This window comes from Antarctobacter heliothermus (assembly GCF_002237555.1).
Taxonomy (GTDB): Bacteria; Pseudomonadota; Alphaproteobacteria; order Rhodobacterales; family Rhodobacteraceae; genus Antarctobacter; species Antarctobacter heliothermus_B.
Genome location: NZ_CP022540.1, coordinates 709,562 through 725,457, shown reverse-complemented (window position 1 = coordinate 725,457; position 15,896 = coordinate 709,562). Strand labels below are relative to the sequence as shown.

The 15,896-nt window shown below is 60.2% G+C and carries 17 protein-coding genes; 10 read left to right on the top strand and 7 right to left on the bottom strand.

Annotation, left to right across the window (positions count from 1 at the left end):
• Positions 1-3 precede the first annotated feature (3 nt).
• Both pcaG and ANTHELSMS3_RS03550 read left to right on the top strand, forming a co-directional pair.
• Positions 4-624, top strand: coding sequence for a protocatechuate 3,4-dioxygenase subunit alpha (pcaG, locus tag ANTHELSMS3_RS03555; protein ID WP_094033667.1), 621 nt, complete (start codon positions 4-6; stop codon positions 622-624).
• 111 nt (positions 625-735) lie between these two features.
• On the top strand, positions 736-1,566 hold the full coding sequence (locus ANTHELSMS3_RS03550) for a 3-keto-5-aminohexanoate cleavage protein (protein WP_094033666.1): 831 nt from the start codon (positions 736-738) through the stop codon (positions 1,564-1,566).
• Positions 1,567-1,624: 58 nt separating this feature from the next.
• On the opposite strand, the gene ANTHELSMS3_RS03545 is transcribed toward ANTHELSMS3_RS03550, so the two are convergent.
• Both ANTHELSMS3_RS03545 and ANTHELSMS3_RS03540 read right to left on the bottom strand, forming a co-directional pair.
• Positions 1,625-2,170, bottom strand: a complete 546-nt coding sequence (locus ANTHELSMS3_RS03545; protein WP_157733388.1) for a DUF3859 domain-containing protein — start codon at positions 2,168-2,170, stop codon at positions 1,625-1,627.
• Positions 2,171-2,315: 145 nt separating this feature from the next.
• Positions 2,316-3,914 (bottom strand): phosphoenolpyruvate carboxykinase, encoded by a 1,599-nt coding sequence (locus ANTHELSMS3_RS03540; protein WP_094033664.1) that lies wholly within the window; start codon positions 3,912-3,914, stop codon positions 2,316-2,318.
• Positions 3,915-4,252: 338 nt separating this feature from the next.
• Here ANTHELSMS3_RS03540 and ANTHELSMS3_RS03535 point away from each other — a divergent pair, with 338 nt between their 5' ends.
• The 7 genes from ANTHELSMS3_RS03535 to ANTHELSMS3_RS03505 are packed head-to-tail and all read left to right on the top strand — an operon-like array spanning position 4,253 to position 9,667.
• Positions 4,253-4,954, top strand: a complete 702-nt coding sequence (locus ANTHELSMS3_RS03535; RefSeq protein WP_094033663.1) for a response regulator transcription factor — start codon at positions 4,253-4,255, stop codon at positions 4,952-4,954.
• Positions 4,955-4,957: 3 nt separating this feature from the next.
• The gene (locus ANTHELSMS3_RS03530) at positions 4,958-6,676 is read left to right on the top strand and encodes a sensor histidine kinase (RefSeq protein WP_094033662.1); all 1,719 of its coding nucleotides are present in this window, start codon (positions 4,958-4,960) and stop codon (positions 6,674-6,676) included.
• Between the two features lie 9 nt (positions 6,677-6,685).
• Positions 6,686-7,102 (top strand): HPr kinase/phosphorylase, encoded by a 417-nt coding sequence (locus tag ANTHELSMS3_RS03525; RefSeq protein ID WP_094033661.1) that lies wholly within the window; start codon positions 6,686-6,688, stop codon positions 7,100-7,102.
• A 2-nt stretch (positions 7,103-7,104) separates the two neighbouring features.
• The gene (gene rapZ, locus ANTHELSMS3_RS03520) at positions 7,105-8,034 is read left to right on the top strand and encodes an RNase adapter RapZ (protein ID WP_094033660.1); all 930 of its coding nucleotides are present in this window, start codon (positions 7,105-7,107) and stop codon (positions 8,032-8,034) included.
• On the top strand, positions 8,031-8,429 hold the full coding sequence (locus tag ANTHELSMS3_RS03515; protein WP_094033659.1) for a PTS sugar transporter subunit IIA: 399 nt from the start codon (positions 8,031-8,033) through the stop codon (positions 8,427-8,429). Before rapZ ends, ANTHELSMS3_RS03515 begins: the two co-directional genes overlap by 4 nt.
• 35 nt (positions 8,430-8,464) lie before the next feature.
• Positions 8,465-8,743, top strand: coding sequence for an HPr family phosphocarrier protein (locus ANTHELSMS3_RS03510; RefSeq protein WP_094033658.1), 279 nt, complete (start codon positions 8,465-8,467; stop codon positions 8,741-8,743).
• Positions 8,744-8,788: 45 nt separating this feature from the next.
• Complete coding sequence (locus tag ANTHELSMS3_RS03505; protein WP_094033657.1) at positions 8,789-9,667, top strand: lysophospholipid acyltransferase family protein; 879 nt, start codon at positions 8,789-8,791, stop codon at positions 9,665-9,667.
• 27 nt (positions 9,668-9,694) lie between these two features.
• Here the strand turns inward: ANTHELSMS3_RS03505 and ANTHELSMS3_RS03500 are convergent, their stop codons facing one another.
• Positions 9,695-10,570: a 3-hydroxybutyryl-CoA dehydrogenase gene (locus ANTHELSMS3_RS03500; RefSeq protein WP_094036905.1), complete on the bottom strand. Its 876-nt coding sequence runs from the start codon at positions 10,568-10,570 to the stop codon at positions 9,695-9,697.
• Positions 10,571-10,717: 147 nt separating this feature from the next.
• On the opposite strand from ANTHELSMS3_RS03500, the gene ANTHELSMS3_RS03495 reads away from it, so the two are divergent.
• A complete protein-coding gene (locus ANTHELSMS3_RS03495; protein WP_198319874.1) occupies positions 10,718-11,548 on the top strand; it encodes a DUF6473 family protein in 831 nt (276 codons plus the stop codon).
• A gap of 72 nt (positions 11,549-11,620) precedes the next feature.
• On the opposite strand, the gene ANTHELSMS3_RS03490 is transcribed toward ANTHELSMS3_RS03495, so the two are convergent.
• The 4 genes from ANTHELSMS3_RS03490 to ANTHELSMS3_RS03475 form a co-directional block, all read right to left on the bottom strand.
• Complete coding sequence (locus ANTHELSMS3_RS03490; RefSeq protein ID WP_094033656.1) at positions 11,621-12,547, bottom strand: electron transfer flavoprotein subunit alpha/FixB family protein; 927 nt, start codon at positions 12,545-12,547, stop codon at positions 11,621-11,623.
• Entirely contained in the window at positions 12,547-13,305 is a 759-nt protein-coding gene (locus tag ANTHELSMS3_RS03485) for an electron transfer flavoprotein subunit beta/FixA family protein (RefSeq protein ID WP_094033655.1), read from the bottom strand. Before ANTHELSMS3_RS03485 ends, ANTHELSMS3_RS03490 begins: the two co-directional genes overlap by 1 nt.
• Positions 13,306-13,556: 251 nt before the next feature.
• On the bottom strand, positions 13,557-14,675 hold the full coding sequence (locus ANTHELSMS3_RS03480) for a M48 family metallopeptidase (protein ID WP_094033654.1): 1,119 nt from the start codon (positions 14,673-14,675) through the stop codon (positions 13,557-13,559).
• Positions 14,675-15,889: a DUF898 family protein gene (locus ANTHELSMS3_RS03475; RefSeq protein WP_094033653.1), complete on the bottom strand. Its 1,215-nt coding sequence runs from the start codon at positions 15,887-15,889 to the stop codon at positions 14,675-14,677. The genes ANTHELSMS3_RS03480 and ANTHELSMS3_RS03475 overlap by 1 nt, the downstream gene beginning before the upstream one ends.
• Between the last annotated feature and the right edge of the window lie 7 nt (positions 15,890-15,896).

The window sequence follows — 15,896 nt, the reverse complement described above, 5'->3', positions numbered from 1 at the left end:
TCCATGGTCCAGAAACTCGATTACCTTAAGGAAACGCCGTCGCAGACGGCAGGCCCCTATGTACACATCGGTCTGGCCCCCGGCGCAGCAGGGTTTGACATCTACGAACAAGAGCTGGGCTGGGATATCGCCGGTCCGAACGCGGCGGGCGAGCGTATCCGGGTCGAGGGTCTTGTGATCGACGGCACCGGGTCCCCGATCAAGGATGTGCTGCTGGAGGCGTGGCAGGCCAATGCGCAGGGCGTTTATGCCCACCCAGAGGGCGGCGGCGACGTCGAAGAGGGGTTTCGCGGCTGGGGCCGGGTGATCACCGATTTCGCCACCGGCGAATGGGGGTTCGATACGGTCAAGCCGGGCAAGACGCCGGGCCGCAATGTCGGAACTCAGGCACCGCATATCAATCTGTGGATCGTGGCGCGGGGCATCAACCTTGGTCTGAACACGCGCATCTATTTCGAAGATGAGGCCGAGGCCAACGCAACCGACCCGGTGCTGAACCTGATCGAATGGGAACGTCGCCGCGCCACGCTGATCGCCAAGCGGTCAGAACGGGACGGCACACCAGTCTACCGAATTGAGATCCGCATTCAGGGTGAGGACGAAACCGTCTTTTTCGACATCTGACAGATCGGAAATTCCGCGAGGGTTTGCGCCTTCGCGGTTGTTTCTGCCCACCTTCAATCAGTAAACAGGGCGGCACCACATCAATGCCGCTATTTAGGAAACACGCCCGCCATGACCAAACCCTGTATCATCTGTGTTGCCATCACCGGGTCCGTCCCACGCAAAAAAGACAACCCGGCGGTGCCCGTCACCATCGAAGAACAGGTCGAATCGACCCAGGCGGCGTTTGAGGCGGGGGCCAGCATTTGCCACGCGCATGTCCGGAATGACGATGAGACGCCGACGTCGGACCCGGACCGCTTTGCGCGGCTGGTCGAGGGGCTGAAAAAACACTGCCCCGGCATGATCATCCAACTGTCCACCGGCGGGCGGTCAGGGGCGGGGCGCGACCGAGGCGGGATGCTGTCGTTGCGGCCCGACATGGCATCGTTGTCGGTCGGATCGAACAATTTTCCGACGCGGGTTTATGAAAACGCGCCTGATCTGGTGGATTGGCTGGCGTCCGAGATGCGCACCTATGAGGTCAAGCCTGAGATTGAGGCATTTGATCTTAGCCACATCTTCAAGGCCGCAGAGATGAGCCGCGACGGGCGCATTCCCGGCAAGCTGTATGTGCAGTTCGTCATGGGCGTGAAGAACGCCATGCCCTGCGACCGGGAGGTGTTTGATTACTACATCAAGACGGTCAAGCGCCTGACACCAGATGCGGAATGGTGCGCGGCGGGCATCGGGCGGCATCAGGTCGAAGTCAACGAGTGGTCCATCGCGGGGGGCGGCCATACGCGGACCGGGCTGGAGGACAACGTGCGCTGGGACAAGAACAGCCTTGCGCCGTCGAACGCAGCCTTGGTCGAACGTGCGGTGGCGTTGTGTGAGAAATATGAACGCCCCGTTGCGACATGGCAGCAGGCGCGCGAGACACTGGGCCTGCGCGCGGCCTGAAAGCGGTACAGTTCTGATGTAGGCGGGGGTGGTCCCCGCCTGCACCTGCAGGCGGTGGTCAGGACATGATTTCTGCTGCGAAACACGCCTGTTGCACCGCAGGGACTGTGCCGGGGGCCGTCACTTGGAATGGCTGCTGCAGTAGCACCTTGCCATCCTGCTCCAACTGGAACATCCAGGCCCCTTCGGCCAGTTCATATTCATGCTCGAATGTGAACAGGTTCAGCGAGGTCTCACCGAAATTCATTGGTGTGGGCCAGCGTTCAACGGTCACACCGTTGGGGCCCATGGGCGGATGGGTGACGACAACCGTCACCTCAGGCACCGCAGATCCGGCCGTCAGGCTGGAACGTATGCCAAAGCTGAGACCCAGCTCTGCGGGCACCTGCAATGTCTCGACATCAATGGGCCGGTCCTGATCAACAAGGTTCAACAGACCCGACAGCGTGTCGGGCGCAGGCCGCGTGCCTTGTAGCTGGACCTCACAGATGACGCCAAAACCCTCAAGCGTCACGGGGGGGGAAACAAAGGCGCCGACCTCTGCCAGGGCGGGCTGGCCCGCGATCAGGGCGGCGAATACGGCGGCAAGCGGTTTGGTGGACATGGCGGCATCTCCCGTCGGGGTGGACCGTGAAGCTAACATGTCGACAAGTTAGGCGCAGAGGCGGGTTTTGCCTACCCGCCTTGCCCCTTGAAATGAAAAAGCCCCCCGCCTAAGCGGAGGGCTTTTGCCAATCCCTGAGCGGGGATCAGCCGATGGCAACGGCCTTTACGTCTTCGTCGATGTAGGGCGCGTATTGCTCAAAGTTGTCGGCAAACATCTGGACCAGTTTCTGGGCCTGCGCGTCATAGGCGGCCTTGTCTTCCCAAGTCTTGCGCGGGTTCAGCAGCAGTTCCGGCACGCCTTCGACCGCGACCGGCACCTCGAAGCCAAAGTTGGGGTCTTTGCGGAACTCAATGCTGGCCAGTTTGCCTTCCAGAGCGGCGGTCAACAAAGAGCGTGTGGCCTTGATCGGCATCCGCGAGCCGGTCCCATAGGCGCCGCCGGTCCAGCCGGTGTTCACCAGCCAGCAGGTTGCGCCGTGCTTGGCGATCTTGTCACGCAAGAGGTTGCCGTAGGATTCTGGACGACGCGGCATGAAGGGCGCGCCGAAACAGGTGCTGAAGGTCGGCTCTGGCTCTGTCACGCCACGTTCAGTGCCTGCCACCTTGGAGGTGAAGCCGGACAGAAAGTGATACATCGCCTGCGCCGGAGTCAGCCGTGCGATGGGGGGCAGAACACCGAACGCATCACAGGTCAGCATGATGATGTTCTTGGGGTGCCCGCCAAGGGCCGACTTGGACGCGTTCGAGATATAGTGCAGAGGATAGGCGCAGCGCATGTTGGCGGTCAGGCTGTCATCCTCGAAATCCAGATCAAAGGTTTCAGGATCAAAGACCATGTTCTCGATCACGGTGCCGAACATCTCTGTGGTGGCGTAGATTTCCGGCTCTGCCTCGGGCGACAGGTTGATCGTCTTGGCATAGCAGCCGCCTTCGAAGTTGAAGGTGCCGCGATCCGACCAGCCATGCTCGTCGTCGCCGATCAAAACGCGCTCCGGGTCGGCGGACAGGGTGGTTTTTCCGGTGCCCGAAAGGCCAAAGAAAACCGCCGTATCAATGGGATTGCCTGGCGCATGGTTGGCCGAGCAGTGCATCGCCATGATGCCCTTGCCGGGCAGGATGTAATTCAGCAGCGTAAAGACCGACTTCTTGTTTTCACCGGCATATTCGGTGTTTCCGATCAGGATCAGCTTTTTGTCAAAGTTCAGCGCGATCACTGTCTCTGAGTTGCAGCCATGCTTTTCCGGGTCTGCCTTGAAAGTCGGGCAGTTGATGATCGTGAAATCAGCGACGAAGCTGTCCACATCCTCATGGTCGGGGCGGCGCAGCAAGTGGCGGACAAACAGACTGTGCCACGCCAGTTCCGTGACCACGCGGACATCGATGGCATTGGCCGGATCGGCACCGCCGACAAGGTCCTGCACATAGTAGTCTTTGTCGATCATGTGCGTCAGCATGTCGGCATACAGCCGGTCAAAGGCGTCGGCCGCCATCGGCTGGTTGTTTTCCCACCAGATCGAATCCTCGACCAAGGGGGTGCGGACGACAAATTTATCCTTGGGCGACCGGCCCGTGTATTTGCCTGTGGTTACGAGAAAGGACCCGCCTTTGCCCAGCGTGCCTTCACCTCGTTTGAGCGCCGCTTCGATAAGCGCGGGCTCCATGAGGTTATAATAGACATTGCCGAGCCCTTCGATCCCCTGGTCTTCTAGCCGGAACTCTGGGTTCACCCGTCCAAATGTCATTTGCCTTGCTCCTGTCGCAGCGCTTTTCGAAAGTTGCTGTACGGTGCTGTTAGACGCCCGTGCACGCCCTCTTAACACGTCGCTTTTCGACATGAACAGGACGCAAGAGCGCAGTTTGCGCTACCAAGCCTGAGTTTAGCGATACCACGCCGAGGCTTGGCCCGGACCGTCACAATGCGACGGAAACGGGTGAGGCTTTTTAGCCATTCCTTTGCCTTATTCGCGTCCGATGAGGTGTGGTTGGGTGCCTGATTCGCAGATTGGCATTGCTGTAAAGCGGAATTTCGCCAATAGTATGACAAAAAACAGGCAACCAGAGCAGTAACAAGGACAGTGCAATGTCTAAAATCGCCCTTGTGGACGATGACAGGAATATCCTGACGTCCGTATCAATGACCCTTGAGGCAGAAGGGTTTGAGGTGGAAACCTATCACGACGGTCAGTCGGCGCTTGACGCCTTCAACAAAAAGATGCCGGACATGGCCGTGTTCGACATCAAGATGCCGCGCATGGACGGCATGGACCTGCTACAACGCGTGCGGCAGAAATCCAAGATGCCGGTGATCTTTCTCACCTCCAAAGACGATGAGATTGATGAGGTGCTGGGACTGCGCATGGGGGCCGACGACTATGTGAAAAAGCCGTTTTCGCAACGTCTGCTGGTGGAACGCATCCGCGCGCTGCTGCGCCGCCAAGAGGCGGTTGCCGGCGATGTGGTCGGCGACACCGAAGAGACCAAGCTGATGACCCGCGGCAGCCTGAACATGGATCCGCTGCGGCACGCGGTGACGTGGAGAGGCATGGATGTCTCACTGACAGTGACCGAATTTCTGCTGTTGCAGGCGCTCGCGCAGCGCCCCGGTTTCGTCAAATCGCGTGATCAGTTGATGGATGTGGCCTATGACGATCAGGTCTATGTCGACGATCGCACCATCGACAGCCACATCAAGCGGTTGCGCAAGAAGATGCGCACGGTCGACACAGAGTTTTCGGCGATCGAAACGCTTTACGGTATCGGATACCGCTACAACGAAGAGTAGGGGATGGCCCTGGCCGAACAGCTCCCCATGCAGGATGATCGAAAGGGCGCGCGCCGCGATGCGGATGTCGTGCTGGGTGACGATTGGGTCGCCCCGGATAACATCGTCGAAAAAGAGCTGCGTGATAACCGCGCGCGGCGGGGCCTGTTCACGCTCAATCGTTCCCCGCTGACGCGCAAGATCATCACGTTCAACTTGATTGCGTTGAACGTGTTGGTGGCGGGTATTTTGTGGCTGAATTCCTCCCGCGACACGTTGGCCGTCCAGCGGGTGAATGCCTTGCAGGCCGAAGTTGAATTGGTCGCCGATGTGTTTGAGGCGCAACTGCCGCTTGGCGCGCCGGTCAGTTTGGGCACCGGCGACGGGCTGGACGTAGCACGCACGGTCGACGGGATCGATCTGCGCGATGGCGTCAAGCTGATGGTTTTCGATAGCGCCAGCTTTCTTGTCGGTGAGACGCAAGGGGTGATGCCCCCGATCATTCCGCCCGCCGAAGAGGAAAAGCCGACCCTGATATCGGATTTCCTAAACACAGTATGGGACAGCGTTGCGGGGCTGTTCACCTATTTCGAAGACACCCCCGATCTGGATCTGGAGGACCGCCTGCGCCGCGCGATAGAGGCGGGTGATCCGGGGCAGACCCGCGTGGAGTCTGGTGGTGGCGACGGACAAACGCTCTTTTTCGCCTTCAGCCCGATCCAGCAGGGCGATCAGCTGATTGGCACCATTGCGCTGGTCTCTCCTGCGGCCGAAATTGATGCCGCTGTCAGTGCCGAACGTGAGCGCGTATTGCAGATGTTTGTCATCGCCACGTTGGTGTCCATCGGGCTTAGCCTTGTGCTGGCCTCGACCATCGCCAACCCGATTTCCGATCTGGCCGATGCCGCCGAAATTGGCCGTGATCGCAACCGCAAGGCACGCACCCCCGGTCGCATCCGCATCCCCGATCTGACTGCGCGCCCCGATGAGATCGGTCGCCTGTCCGGCGCGCTGCGCGGGATGGTTGGCGCGCTGTATGACCGGATCGACGCGAACGAACAGTTTGCCGCCGATGTGGCGCATGAAATCAAGAACCCACTGGCCAGCCTGCGGTCCGCCGTGGGCAGCCTGCGCATGGTTAAGAAAGAAGAGCATCGGACAAAGCTGTTGGACGTGATCGAACACGATGTCCGCAGGCTGGATCGTCTGGTCAGCGACATTTCCAACGCGTCGCGGCTGGACAGCGAATTGGTCAAAGAAGAGGAGCAAGAGTTCAATCTTCTGGAAATGCTGGGCAACCTGACAGAGTTTCTTGGTCAGGATGCGCGCCAGAAGGGGATCGAGTTCATTTCCGACCTGCCCAAAAAGCCGGTCACGATCACCGGGCTGGAACCGCGCGTGGCGCAGGTGTTTGTCAACCTGATCACCAATGCGATCAGCTTTTGCGAGGACGGCGATGCCATCCGCGTCTGGGCACGTCGCCGCGACAACCGGGTTCTGGTGGTGGTTGAGGATACCGGCCCCGGCATCCCCGAGGATGCGCTGCAAAAGATCTTCAAGCGCTTTTACACGTCGCGGCCACAGCAGGATTTTGGAAACAACTCCGGCCTTGGGCTGGCGATTTCGAAACAGATCATCGAGGCGCATGGCGGCGTTATCTGGGCCGAAAACATCCGCCCGACAGAGGCGGATGTCACGTCTGAACCGCTGGGCGCGCGGTTCGTCGTCGGCCTGCCGGTCTGACCGCCACCCATGCGTGAGATCGTGCATGCCACCTCTGTTTCGGTGGCGGGCCGGGGCCTGTTGATACGCGGTGCCTCGGGACGCGGCAAATCCGGGCTTGCGCTGGAAATGATGGTGCGCGGCGCGACCCTGATCGCCGACGACCGGACCATCGTCACCCGGACGCAGGATTTGCTGCACTTGTCCGTGCCGTTCGCCTTGCGAGGTTTGATCGAAGCGCGTCGAATCGGTCTCTTGCACGCCGACTGTGTCGACGACGTTCCGCTGGCCGCCGTGCTTGATCTGGATGTGGCGGAAACGCATCGCCTGCCACCTAACCGCACCACCCGCATGCTGGGCGTCGAAGTGCCATTGCTTCACAATTCCGCGTCTGAGTATTTCGCAGCAGGACTTATTCATTATCTAACAGCCGGAAGGCGAGACTAGAAATGGATCAAATGGAACCGGCCAGCGCCCGCATCGTGTTTGTCACCGGCCCTTCGGGCGCCGGGCGATCAAGCGCGATCAACGTGCTTGAGGATCTTGGGTTCGAAAGCATCGATAATATCCCGCTCAGCCTGATACCCCGCCTTGTTGAGGGGGACAGCCCGCTCGCGCGTCCTCTGGCGCTGGGCATCGACGTGCGCAACCGCGATTTCAGCGCCGAAGGGTTGCTGCAACTGCGCGACACGTTGGCGGAACACTTGGGCGTGACGGTGGATCTGCTGTACCTCGACTGTTCGAATGAGGTGTTGGTGCGGCGCTATTCTGAAACCCGCCGCCGCCACCCGATGGCCCCCGATGACACACCGCAAGCCGGTGTCTTCCGGGAGAAAGCGCTGCTGACAGATGTCAGTGTACGCGCTGACATCCTGATCGATACGTCTGAACTGACGGTGCACGATCTGCGTGCCGAAATGGAAGGCTGGTTTGGTGAGGTCACCGGTCAGGGCATGGCCGTTTCGGTCCAGAGTTTTTCCTACAAACGCGGGTTGCCGCAGGGGCTGGATGTGGTCATCGACTGCCGCTTTCTCCGCAACCCCCATTGGGAAAAAGACCTGCGCGACTTTACCGGGCTAGACCCGGAAGTGGCCGGGTTTGTCGGCGCCGACCCTCGCTACGATGAGTTTCTGGACCGCGCGACGGGGCTGATCCTGCTCATGCTTCCGGCCTGCGTAGCCGAAGGCAAGGCGCATTTTGCCATCGGCTTTGGCTGTACAGGCGGCAAACATCGGTCCGTTGCCGTTACGGAAAACGTGGCGGCGGCTCTTGCACAGGAAGGCTGGCGGGTGTCAATTAGGCACCGTGAACTGGAACGTCGGGGTGCCGCGTCTGTTGCCGAGCGCGAGACTGGCGTGAGTGGAGTGAAAACCAGGTGATCGGCATCGTAATCGTCGCACATGGTGGTCTGGCACGCGAGTATCTCGCGGCGGTGGAGCATGTTGTCGGCGAACAACCCGCTATTGTGGCCATCTCGATTGAGGCGGATGCTGACCGGGATGCCAAGCAGGACGAGATCAGGGCAGCCGCCGACGCGGTTGACAGCGGTGGTGGCGTGGTGATCGTGACGGACATGTTCGGTGGATCGCCGTCGAACTTGTCATTGGCGGCCTGCCGCCCTGACAACCGTCGTATCCTGTATGGCGCGAATCTGCCCATGCTGATCAAGCTCACCAAAAGCCGTCATCTCAAGGTGCCAGAAGCGGTACGCAACGCCCTGGAAGCAGGGCGGAAGTATATTGACAGCCAGAACATTCCGGCTGATCCCTCCTGAACAGTATTGATCCGCCACGAGAAAGCCCGGTCCTCATGTCCACATCCGTCAACCGCGCGTTGAAGATCGTAAACGAGAAGGGGCTGCATGCCCGTGCCTCGGCCAAACTGGTCGAGGTTGTGGAAGGCTTTGACGCAACGGCAGAGGTGGCCCGCGACGGGATGTCCGCCAGCGGAGATAGCATCATGGGGCTTTTGATGTTGGCAGCCGCGAAAGGAAGCACTATTGAAGTCCAAACCTCGGGTCCGGACGCCGAGGCACTGGCCGACGCGGTCGAAGCCTTGGTGGCGGACCGTTTCGGAGAGGACTGTTAGTCCCGGCACCGGGATTGACGCATAGAACGGGACTGAAGCAGGCGCATGGTCGAAAGCACCCAAGCGACATCCCTCAGGCGTAGAGGCGTGGCAAAGAACCCCGCGCCTTACGACAAGCGCCAGGTCAGCTACGCCAACACCTTCACGAATCCGTGGAAGGCGAACACTATCCGTACGCTTGAATGGCTGACCGGAAAAATCCCGATGTTGCGTATGGTGCGCCGGTTCGAACGGATGGGCCCGGTTGAGGGACAGGCGTTCTGGAGCCAGGCGCTGGGCATCATGGGTATCGACATCCAGACGCCTGCAGAGCAGATTGCCCGCATTCCCTCCAAAGGCCCGGTGATTGTCGTGGCCAACCATCCGCACGGGCTGGTCGACGGGATGATCCTGGCCGAATTGATTGGGCGGGTGCGCACGGATTACCGAATTCTGACCCGGTCTCTGTTGACCGGCGTCAAGGAGATCGAGCCGTTCATGATCCCGGTGCCCTTCCCGCATGAGGAAGACGCCCGCGAACAAAGCCTTGAGATGCGCGCGCATGCGATGGATCACCTTAAGGACGGTGGCGTGATTGTGCTGTTTCCCTCCGGTGTCGTGGCCTCATCCGAAAGCTGGTGGGGCACGGCGGTCGAGGCGGGGTGGAACCCGTTTACCGCCAAGATGGTGCAACGGTCGGGCGCAACCGTCGTGCCGATCTATTTCCCGGGTCAGAACAGCCGCGTCTATCAGATTGCCAACCGCGTCTCGGCGACAATCCGGCAAGGATTGTTGATCCACGAGGTGGTGCACGCCTGCCGTCGCCCGCAAAAGCCCGTTGTTGGTGAGCCGATCTCACCCGAGACGATCAAGGCGTTTGAGGGCGGCCAACGCGAGTTCGTGGCCTGGCTGCGTCAAAAGACACTGGAACTGTGCGAAAGCTGACGCCCCGGTCGGCGGTTCCGTCGCCGATCAACGTGTCGGGACCGGAACCTCTCCACGATAATCGTAAAATCCGCGCTTGGTCTTGCGGCCCAGCCAACCCGCCTCGACGTATTTTGTCAGCAGTGGGCAGGGGCGGTATTTGGTGTCGGCCAGCCCGTCATGCAGGACATTCATGATTGCCAGGCAGGTGTCCAAGCCGATGAAATCGGCCAGTTCCAGCGGCCCCATCGGATGATTGGCCCCCAGCTTTAGCGCCATGTCGATGGACTGCACGTTGCCGACGCCCTCATACAGCGTATAGCAGGCCTCATTGATCATCGGGATCAGCACGCGGTTGACGATGAAGGCCGGGAAATCCTCAGCCGAGGCGGCGGTCTTGTCCAGACTTTGAACCACTTTCAGGCAGGCGTCATAGGTTTCCTTGTCGGTGGCGATGCCGCGGATCAGTTCGACCAATTTCATCACCGGCACCGGGTTCATGAAATGGAATCCCATGAATTTTTCGGGCCGATCCGTGCGGGACGCCAGCCGGGTGATGGAAATCGAAGATGTGTTCGAGGTCAGGATGGTTTCAGGCTTCAGTTCCGGCACCAGCGCGGCAAAGATCTTGTCCTTGACCTCTTCGCGTTCTGTCGCCGCCTCAATCACCAAATCGGTCTGGGCGATCTCCGGCAGGTCCATGGTGGTGCGAATACGGCCGAGCGTCGAATCGCGTTCTTCGGCCGTGATCTTTTCGCGGCTGACCTGCCGATCAAGGTTCAGTCGGATCGTGGCAACGGCTTTGTCCAGTGACTCTTGGCTGATGTCGTTCAGACGCACCTCATAGCCCGCCTGCGCCATCACATGGGCGATTCCGTTTCCCATCTGTCCTGCGCCAACGATACCAACCGATTTGATTTCCATGGACCGCCCCTTTTTTTCCAGCGCCACCATGACCCGCCTTGGGCAGGGCTGCAAGAGCAGCGGATTCTCCTCTCATTGTCACTTTAGGGAAATGGCAAGAGCTTTGCGCGATTCTCACTGTTGGGTGAGATAAATGAGGTGGGCATTATGTCTGTACATGGCGGGGGCCACGGGTCCCTGGAATATTATCCGTGCCGTTATGGCAATTCGCGCGTTCTGTTTCGCGGTCCGCGCCGACAATTGGATGGCTCATATGTGGCATTCCTCGGCGGAACCGAGACGTATGGCCGTTTTGTCGAACAACCGTTTCCGGAGTTGCTGGAAACTCGAATCAAATTAGCCTGCGCGAATTTCGGTGTGGTTAACGCAGGTGTGGATATCTATCTGAATGATCCGTCGGTGATGGATTTGATTTCCGGGGCGGAGGCCAAGGTTGTTCAGATCATGGGGGCGCAAAACCTGTCAAACCGGTTCTATTCGGTTCATCCGCGCCGAAACGACCGTTTTCTGCGCGCCTCTGATCGGCTGATGACGCTGTATCCAGAGATAGATTTCACGGAATTTCACTTTGTACGGCACATGCTGGGGCGGCTCGCAGAGGCGTCCAGTGATCGTTATGCCGAAGTCTTGACGGAACTGCGCACGGCATGGACTGCGCGGATGAAGCACCTGCTGACGCAATTGCGGGGCGACATCGTCCTTCTGTGGTTCGCCGACCATCCTGTTCCGGTCGAAACCCCGGAAACTTTGGAAGGCGATCCCTTGTTCGTGAACCGTGACATGATCGAAACCTTGCGCCCAAGGGTGAGCCACGTGATCGAAGTTGTGGCCTCGGACGCGGCGCGCATCGAAGGGACGCGCGGTATGGTTTTCAGCGACTTTGAGGCTTGCGCGGCAGAGGAGCTGATGGGGCCGCTTGCGCATCAAGAGGTCAGCGCGGCCCTGGCCGATGTGCTGGCCCGGATGACTGACCGCTAACTTAATAGCAAAGGCCCGCCGGTGAGGCGGGCCTTTGACAGTTTCCTATAGCGGGGCAGCGCCCCTGTCAGATCACAGTTTTTCAGTCAGTTCCGGGACGGCCTGGAACAGGTCGGCGACAAGACCGTAGTCGGCCACCTGAAAGATCGGGGCCTCTTCGTCCTTGTTGATCGCGACGATGACTTTGCTGTCCTTCATACCGGCGAGGTGCTGAATCGCGCCCGAGATGCCGACGGCGACGTAAAGATCCGGCGCGACAACCTTGCCGGTCTGACCAACCTGCCAGTCGTTCGGGGCAAATCCCGAATCGACAGCCGCACGCGACGCGCCAACGGCGGCACCCAGCTTGTCAGCCAGCTTTTCGATCAGGGCGAAATCGTCCTGGCTGCCAACACCGCGTCCGCCGGACACGACGATACCGGCCGAGGTCAGTTCGGGACGGTCGCTGGCGGCGACCTTGTCTTCGACCCATGCGGACAAATCGGGGTTCTCGCCGGTGGCGATGTCCTCGACCGGGGCAGAGCCCCCCGCGGCAGCTGCGTCAAAGGTCGCGGTGCGGAAGGTGATAACCTTTTTCGCGTCCTTCGATTTCACCGTCTGAATGGCGTTGCCGGCATAGATCGGACGCTCAAACGTGTCGGCGTCGATGACGGCGGTCACGTCGGTCAGCACCATCACGTCCAACAGCGCGGCCACGCGCGGCAGGATGTTCTTGGCGTCGGTGGTCGCTGGGGCCACGATGTGGCTGTAGTCGCCTGCGAGAGAGGCGATCAGAGCGGAAACCGGCTCTGCCAGACGGTGACCATACAGGTCATCCTCGGCCAGCAGCACCTTGGACACGCCCTCGATCGTGGCGGCCTCAGCGGCGGCGTCCTTGGCAGATGCACCCGCGGCCAGCACGGTCACATCCCCCAGCGCCTTGGCGGCGGCGACGGTCTTGGCGGTGGCATCCATGGCCAGCGCGCCATCGGTAATTTCGGCAATCAGCAGAACAGCCATCAGATGATCCCCTTTTCCTTGAGCTTTGCCACCAGTTCATCGACAGAGCCAACGATTTCGCCAGCGGCACGCGCCGCCGGTTCACCGGTCTTGACGATTTCCAGACGCGGCGTGACATCGACGCCGTAGTCGGCGGCGGTCTTTTCATCCATCGGCTTTTTCTTGGCCTTCATGATGTTGGGCAACGAGGCGTAGCGCGGCTCGTTCAGACGCAGGTCGGTCGAGATGATGGTCGGCATCTTGACCTTGATGGTCTGCAGGCCGCCGTCGACCTCACGGGTGACCACGGCATGATCACCGTCGATATCCACGTTGTTGGCGTACATCGCCTGCGACCAGCCCAGCAGAGCTGACAGCATCTGCCCGGTGGCGCCCAGATCGTTGTCGATGGCCTGCTTGCCGCACAGGACGAGACCCGGCTCTTCTTCCTTGACGATGGCGGCAAGGATCTTGGCGACGGCCAGCGGTTCGATGTCGGTGTGCACGTCATCGGCGGCGACCACGAGGATGGCGCGGTCGGCGCCCATGGCCAGCGCGGTGCGCAGGGTTTCCTGGCTCTGCTTGACCCCGATAGAGACCGCGATGACCTCATCGGCCTTGCCGGCCTCCTTGAGGCGAATGGCCTCTTCGACGGCGATTTCGTCGAACGGGTTCATCGACATTTTCACGTTTGCCAGATCGACACCCGATCCGTCCGCTTTCACGCGAACTTTCACGTTGTAGTCGATCACGCGCTTGACCGGTACCAGGACCTTCATCTGCGTGTCTCTCCTCAGGTTTGTCATGCCCGCGGGAGGGCCCGCGAAACTTCCTTGCACGGTGGTGTAGCCCGCCCGGACAGGTGGAAACAGCGAAAAATCGTCGCGTTATTGTCAATCCGCGTCGCCATGACGGAACGTTTTTCGGCATTTCGCCCAATTCGATTTCGCCGATTGCGCTATCAGGTGGCGGCGGGCCTTGGACGCTTGCCCCAAGAGGCTGCGACCTGCTGAGACAAAGACGTCATGCTTCACTGACAGATGTTGCGCAGCGCTTGCCATTCCACATCGCTCAGGATCGGGCGCGTGCCGGATTGGGATTGCGCAAAACCGCGCGCCTGTTCGGCGCGTTCTGCGGTGACAGGGTGGCTCGACAGATAGGCCGGGATTTCAAAACCCTGTAAGCCGTCCAATTCATCAAAGAAGCGGGCAAACCCTGTTGCGTTCACATTCGCGGCCTTCAACATGTCCAGCGCGAACAGGTCGGCGGCGGCCTCTGCGTCGCGGGTATAGGCGGCGGTCATAAGGTGCTCACCCACCAACGCGATGGCGGCGCCGCCGGTGAAATCGCCGATGAGCATGCTGAGCAGTCCAGCAGACCCGGCGGTGCGCAGGGCGTGGCGTGTGGCGTCACGCGATTCGACATGGCCGATTTCATGCGCCAGTACGCCGGCCACCTCATCCGGGCCTTGCGCCTTGTCCAGCAGCCCGCGCAGGATCACCACCTGCCCGCCGGGAGCGGCAAAGGCGTTGATCATACCATGATCAAAGACCTGTGCCGAAATCTGATAATCCATCTCTTGGTTTTCAGTCAGTCGCGCGAGCATGGTGTCCAGAGCGGCCCGTCCGGCCGGATCCTCGCAGCGCAGCGATTTCTTGTCGGCGTGGCCAAGGATTCGCTCCATCTGTGAGGTGACAACCTTGCCAAAGGCGATTTCACGTTCGACCGGAATGATCAGGGCCAGCGTGTTGGCCATGGCGGGCAGGATCACAAACAGCATCAGACAGGCGGCGACAACCGCGCCGCCGCTATACAGGAATACCTTGCGCCAAGTGCCCTTGTGCAGATCCCGGCGGAACAGGCCGGGCCGGGTGCGGTGCATCCATGCGATCAGATCGGGGTCGTGCAGGACCAGGCGGGCAGGGTCGCGCGGGGCCTCATCGGCGGTATCGGCATGGCGGGTGAGCGTCAGGCGACCCTTGTGAGAGGTGTCGCTGAGCGCGCGCAGGTCCATCAGGGACCAGCGCAGCGGCGCCTCCAGCGAGTCGCCGGTGATGATCATGGCCTGCCTGTCGTCGGACAGGGCGACATGAACCTCATGCCGCCCCGCCGTGAGGCCATCAAAGAAATGCGCCTCTGTCTTTTGCATCAGATCGCGCCACCTATATCCAGCGCGTCGGCAAAGCCTTCGGCGTCAACGCCGGTTTCGGCCTCACGCTGGGCGATGCGGTTCAGGCTATCGGCGTTCACGATCTCCAGCTTTTCGATGTAGTGCGCCAAGATCGGCTGGGTGATCAGGATCAGGCTAAGTGCCTGCGTCAGCACCAAGGCCACCACATATCCAACCGCCATGACGATGCTAAAGGCGATGATGCCGCCCCCGTTTTGCAGCAGCGGGATAAAGGCGGCGGCAATCGTGGCGACGATCCCGAAGGCGACTGAGGCCAAAAGGCCCACCAGCAGGCCGCCGACGATGTAGGTCTTGATGACAAAGCCGGTGCGCGGCGCGGCGGTAAAGCGGATGTCGTCGCCCAGCACCTTGTTCGCAGTCAGGTAGGCAAAGGACTGCACGCCGTAGTGGATGCTACCGATGATGACCCAGATGTAACCGACAAAAACGCCAAACCCGCCAAATGCCGCCAGACCGATGCTTTCTGATATGGCCGCGCCGACGGCAAGAGATCCGCTAACCACAAGGATACCAATGCCAATCAGCAGGTGTTTCATGGCACTGTACAGATCGGTCCATTTGCCGGTCTGGGTAAAGCGCGCAGAGCCGTAATAGCTGCGGTCCGCTTGATATTTCTCCAGCTTGAAGGTTTGCAGTGGTGTCAGGATGCCCAGCGTGATCACCGCCAGAAAGCCGTATCCCAACGCGCGCCAGACAAACCCCCAAGCGCCTTTTTCCATGCCGAACCGGATGCCCCTCCAGCGGGTGCGCGCCATCTTGTAGCGCCGTGCACGATAGGCGGCATACAGGATAAACGGCAGCACCGCGAAGAAGGTGATATAGAGTGCAATGGTTTGGGCGATCATTTCCTGTGGTGACGCGCGTTGGGGATCAACCATGACACTCAGGCCCGCGTAAAACAGGACCATCTGGATGATGCCGATGTAGATCGCCAGAAAGACCACGGCGATCAGGAAGCCAAGCAGTTTTTCGATCCCGGTTCCGGTATATTCGAACGTGTCGCCACCCGCGTTGACCGAGGACCAGATGTATTTTCGAATGCGGGTCTTTTGCCAGAAACGGTAGATGCCCAGCGTGACAACAGTCAACAGACCGGTCTTGAAGGCAAGGTTGAACAGCGGGCCTTTTTCGCCCGTGTAACGGATGTCCATGGAATCTTGAGGAGTACTCATAGTGACA

Bases quoted from the DNA above. Each gene is read 5' to 3' on its own strand.
- ANTHELSMS3_RS03500 (WP_094036905.1), bottom strand. From the start codon at position 10,570: ATGGAAATCAAATCGGTTGGTATCGTTGGCGCAGGACAGATGGGAAAC.
- ANTHELSMS3_RS03540 (WP_094033664.1), bottom strand. From the start codon at position 3,914: ATGACATTTGGACGGGTGAACCCAGAGTTCCGGCTAGAAGACCAGGGG.
- ANTHELSMS3_RS03475 (WP_094033653.1), bottom strand. From the start codon at position 15,889: ATGAGTACTCCTCAAGATTCCATGGACATCCGTTACACGGGCGAAAAA.
- ANTHELSMS3_RS03530 (WP_094033662.1), top strand. From the start codon at position 4,958: ATGGCCCTGGCCGAACAGCTCCCCATGCAGGATGATCGAAAGGGCGCG.
- ANTHELSMS3_RS03480 (WP_094033654.1), bottom strand. From the start codon at position 14,675: ATGCAAAAGACAGAGGCGCATTTCTTTGATGGCCTCACGGCGGGGCGG.
- ANTHELSMS3_RS03535 (WP_094033663.1), top strand. From the start codon at position 4,253: ATGTCTAAAATCGCCCTTGTGGACGATGACAGGAATATCCTGACGTCC.
- ANTHELSMS3_RS03495 (WP_198319874.1), top strand. From the start codon at position 10,718: ATGTCTGTACATGGCGGGGGCCACGGGTCCCTGGAATATTATCCGTGC.
- ANTHELSMS3_RS03545 (WP_157733388.1), bottom strand. From the start codon at position 2,170: ATGTCCACCAAACCGCTTGCCGCCGTATTCGCCGCCCTGATCGCGGGC.
- ANTHELSMS3_RS03525 (WP_094033661.1), top strand. From the start codon at position 6,686: ATGCGTGAGATCGTGCATGCCACCTCTGTTTCGGTGGCGGGCCGGGGC.
- rapZ (WP_094033660.1), top strand. From the start codon at position 7,105: ATGGATCAAATGGAACCGGCCAGCGCCCGCATCGTGTTTGTCACCGGC.
- pcaG (WP_094033667.1), top strand. From the start codon at position 4: ATGGTCCAGAAACTCGATTACCTTAAGGAAACGCCGTCGCAGACGGCA.
- ANTHELSMS3_RS03510 (WP_094033658.1), top strand. From the start codon at position 8,465: ATGTCCACATCCGTCAACCGCGCGTTGAAGATCGTAAACGAGAAGGGG.
- ANTHELSMS3_RS03550 (WP_094033666.1), top strand. From the start codon at position 736: ATGACCAAACCCTGTATCATCTGTGTTGCCATCACCGGGTCCGTCCCA.
- ANTHELSMS3_RS03505 (WP_094033657.1), top strand. From the start codon at position 8,789: ATGGTCGAAAGCACCCAAGCGACATCCCTCAGGCGTAGAGGCGTGGCA.
- ANTHELSMS3_RS03490 (WP_094033656.1), bottom strand. From the start codon at position 12,547: ATGGCTGTTCTGCTGATTGCCGAAATTACCGATGGCGCGCTGGCCATG.
- ANTHELSMS3_RS03485 (WP_094033655.1), bottom strand. From the start codon at position 13,305: ATGAAGGTCCTGGTACCGGTCAAGCGCGTGATCGACTACAACGTGAAA.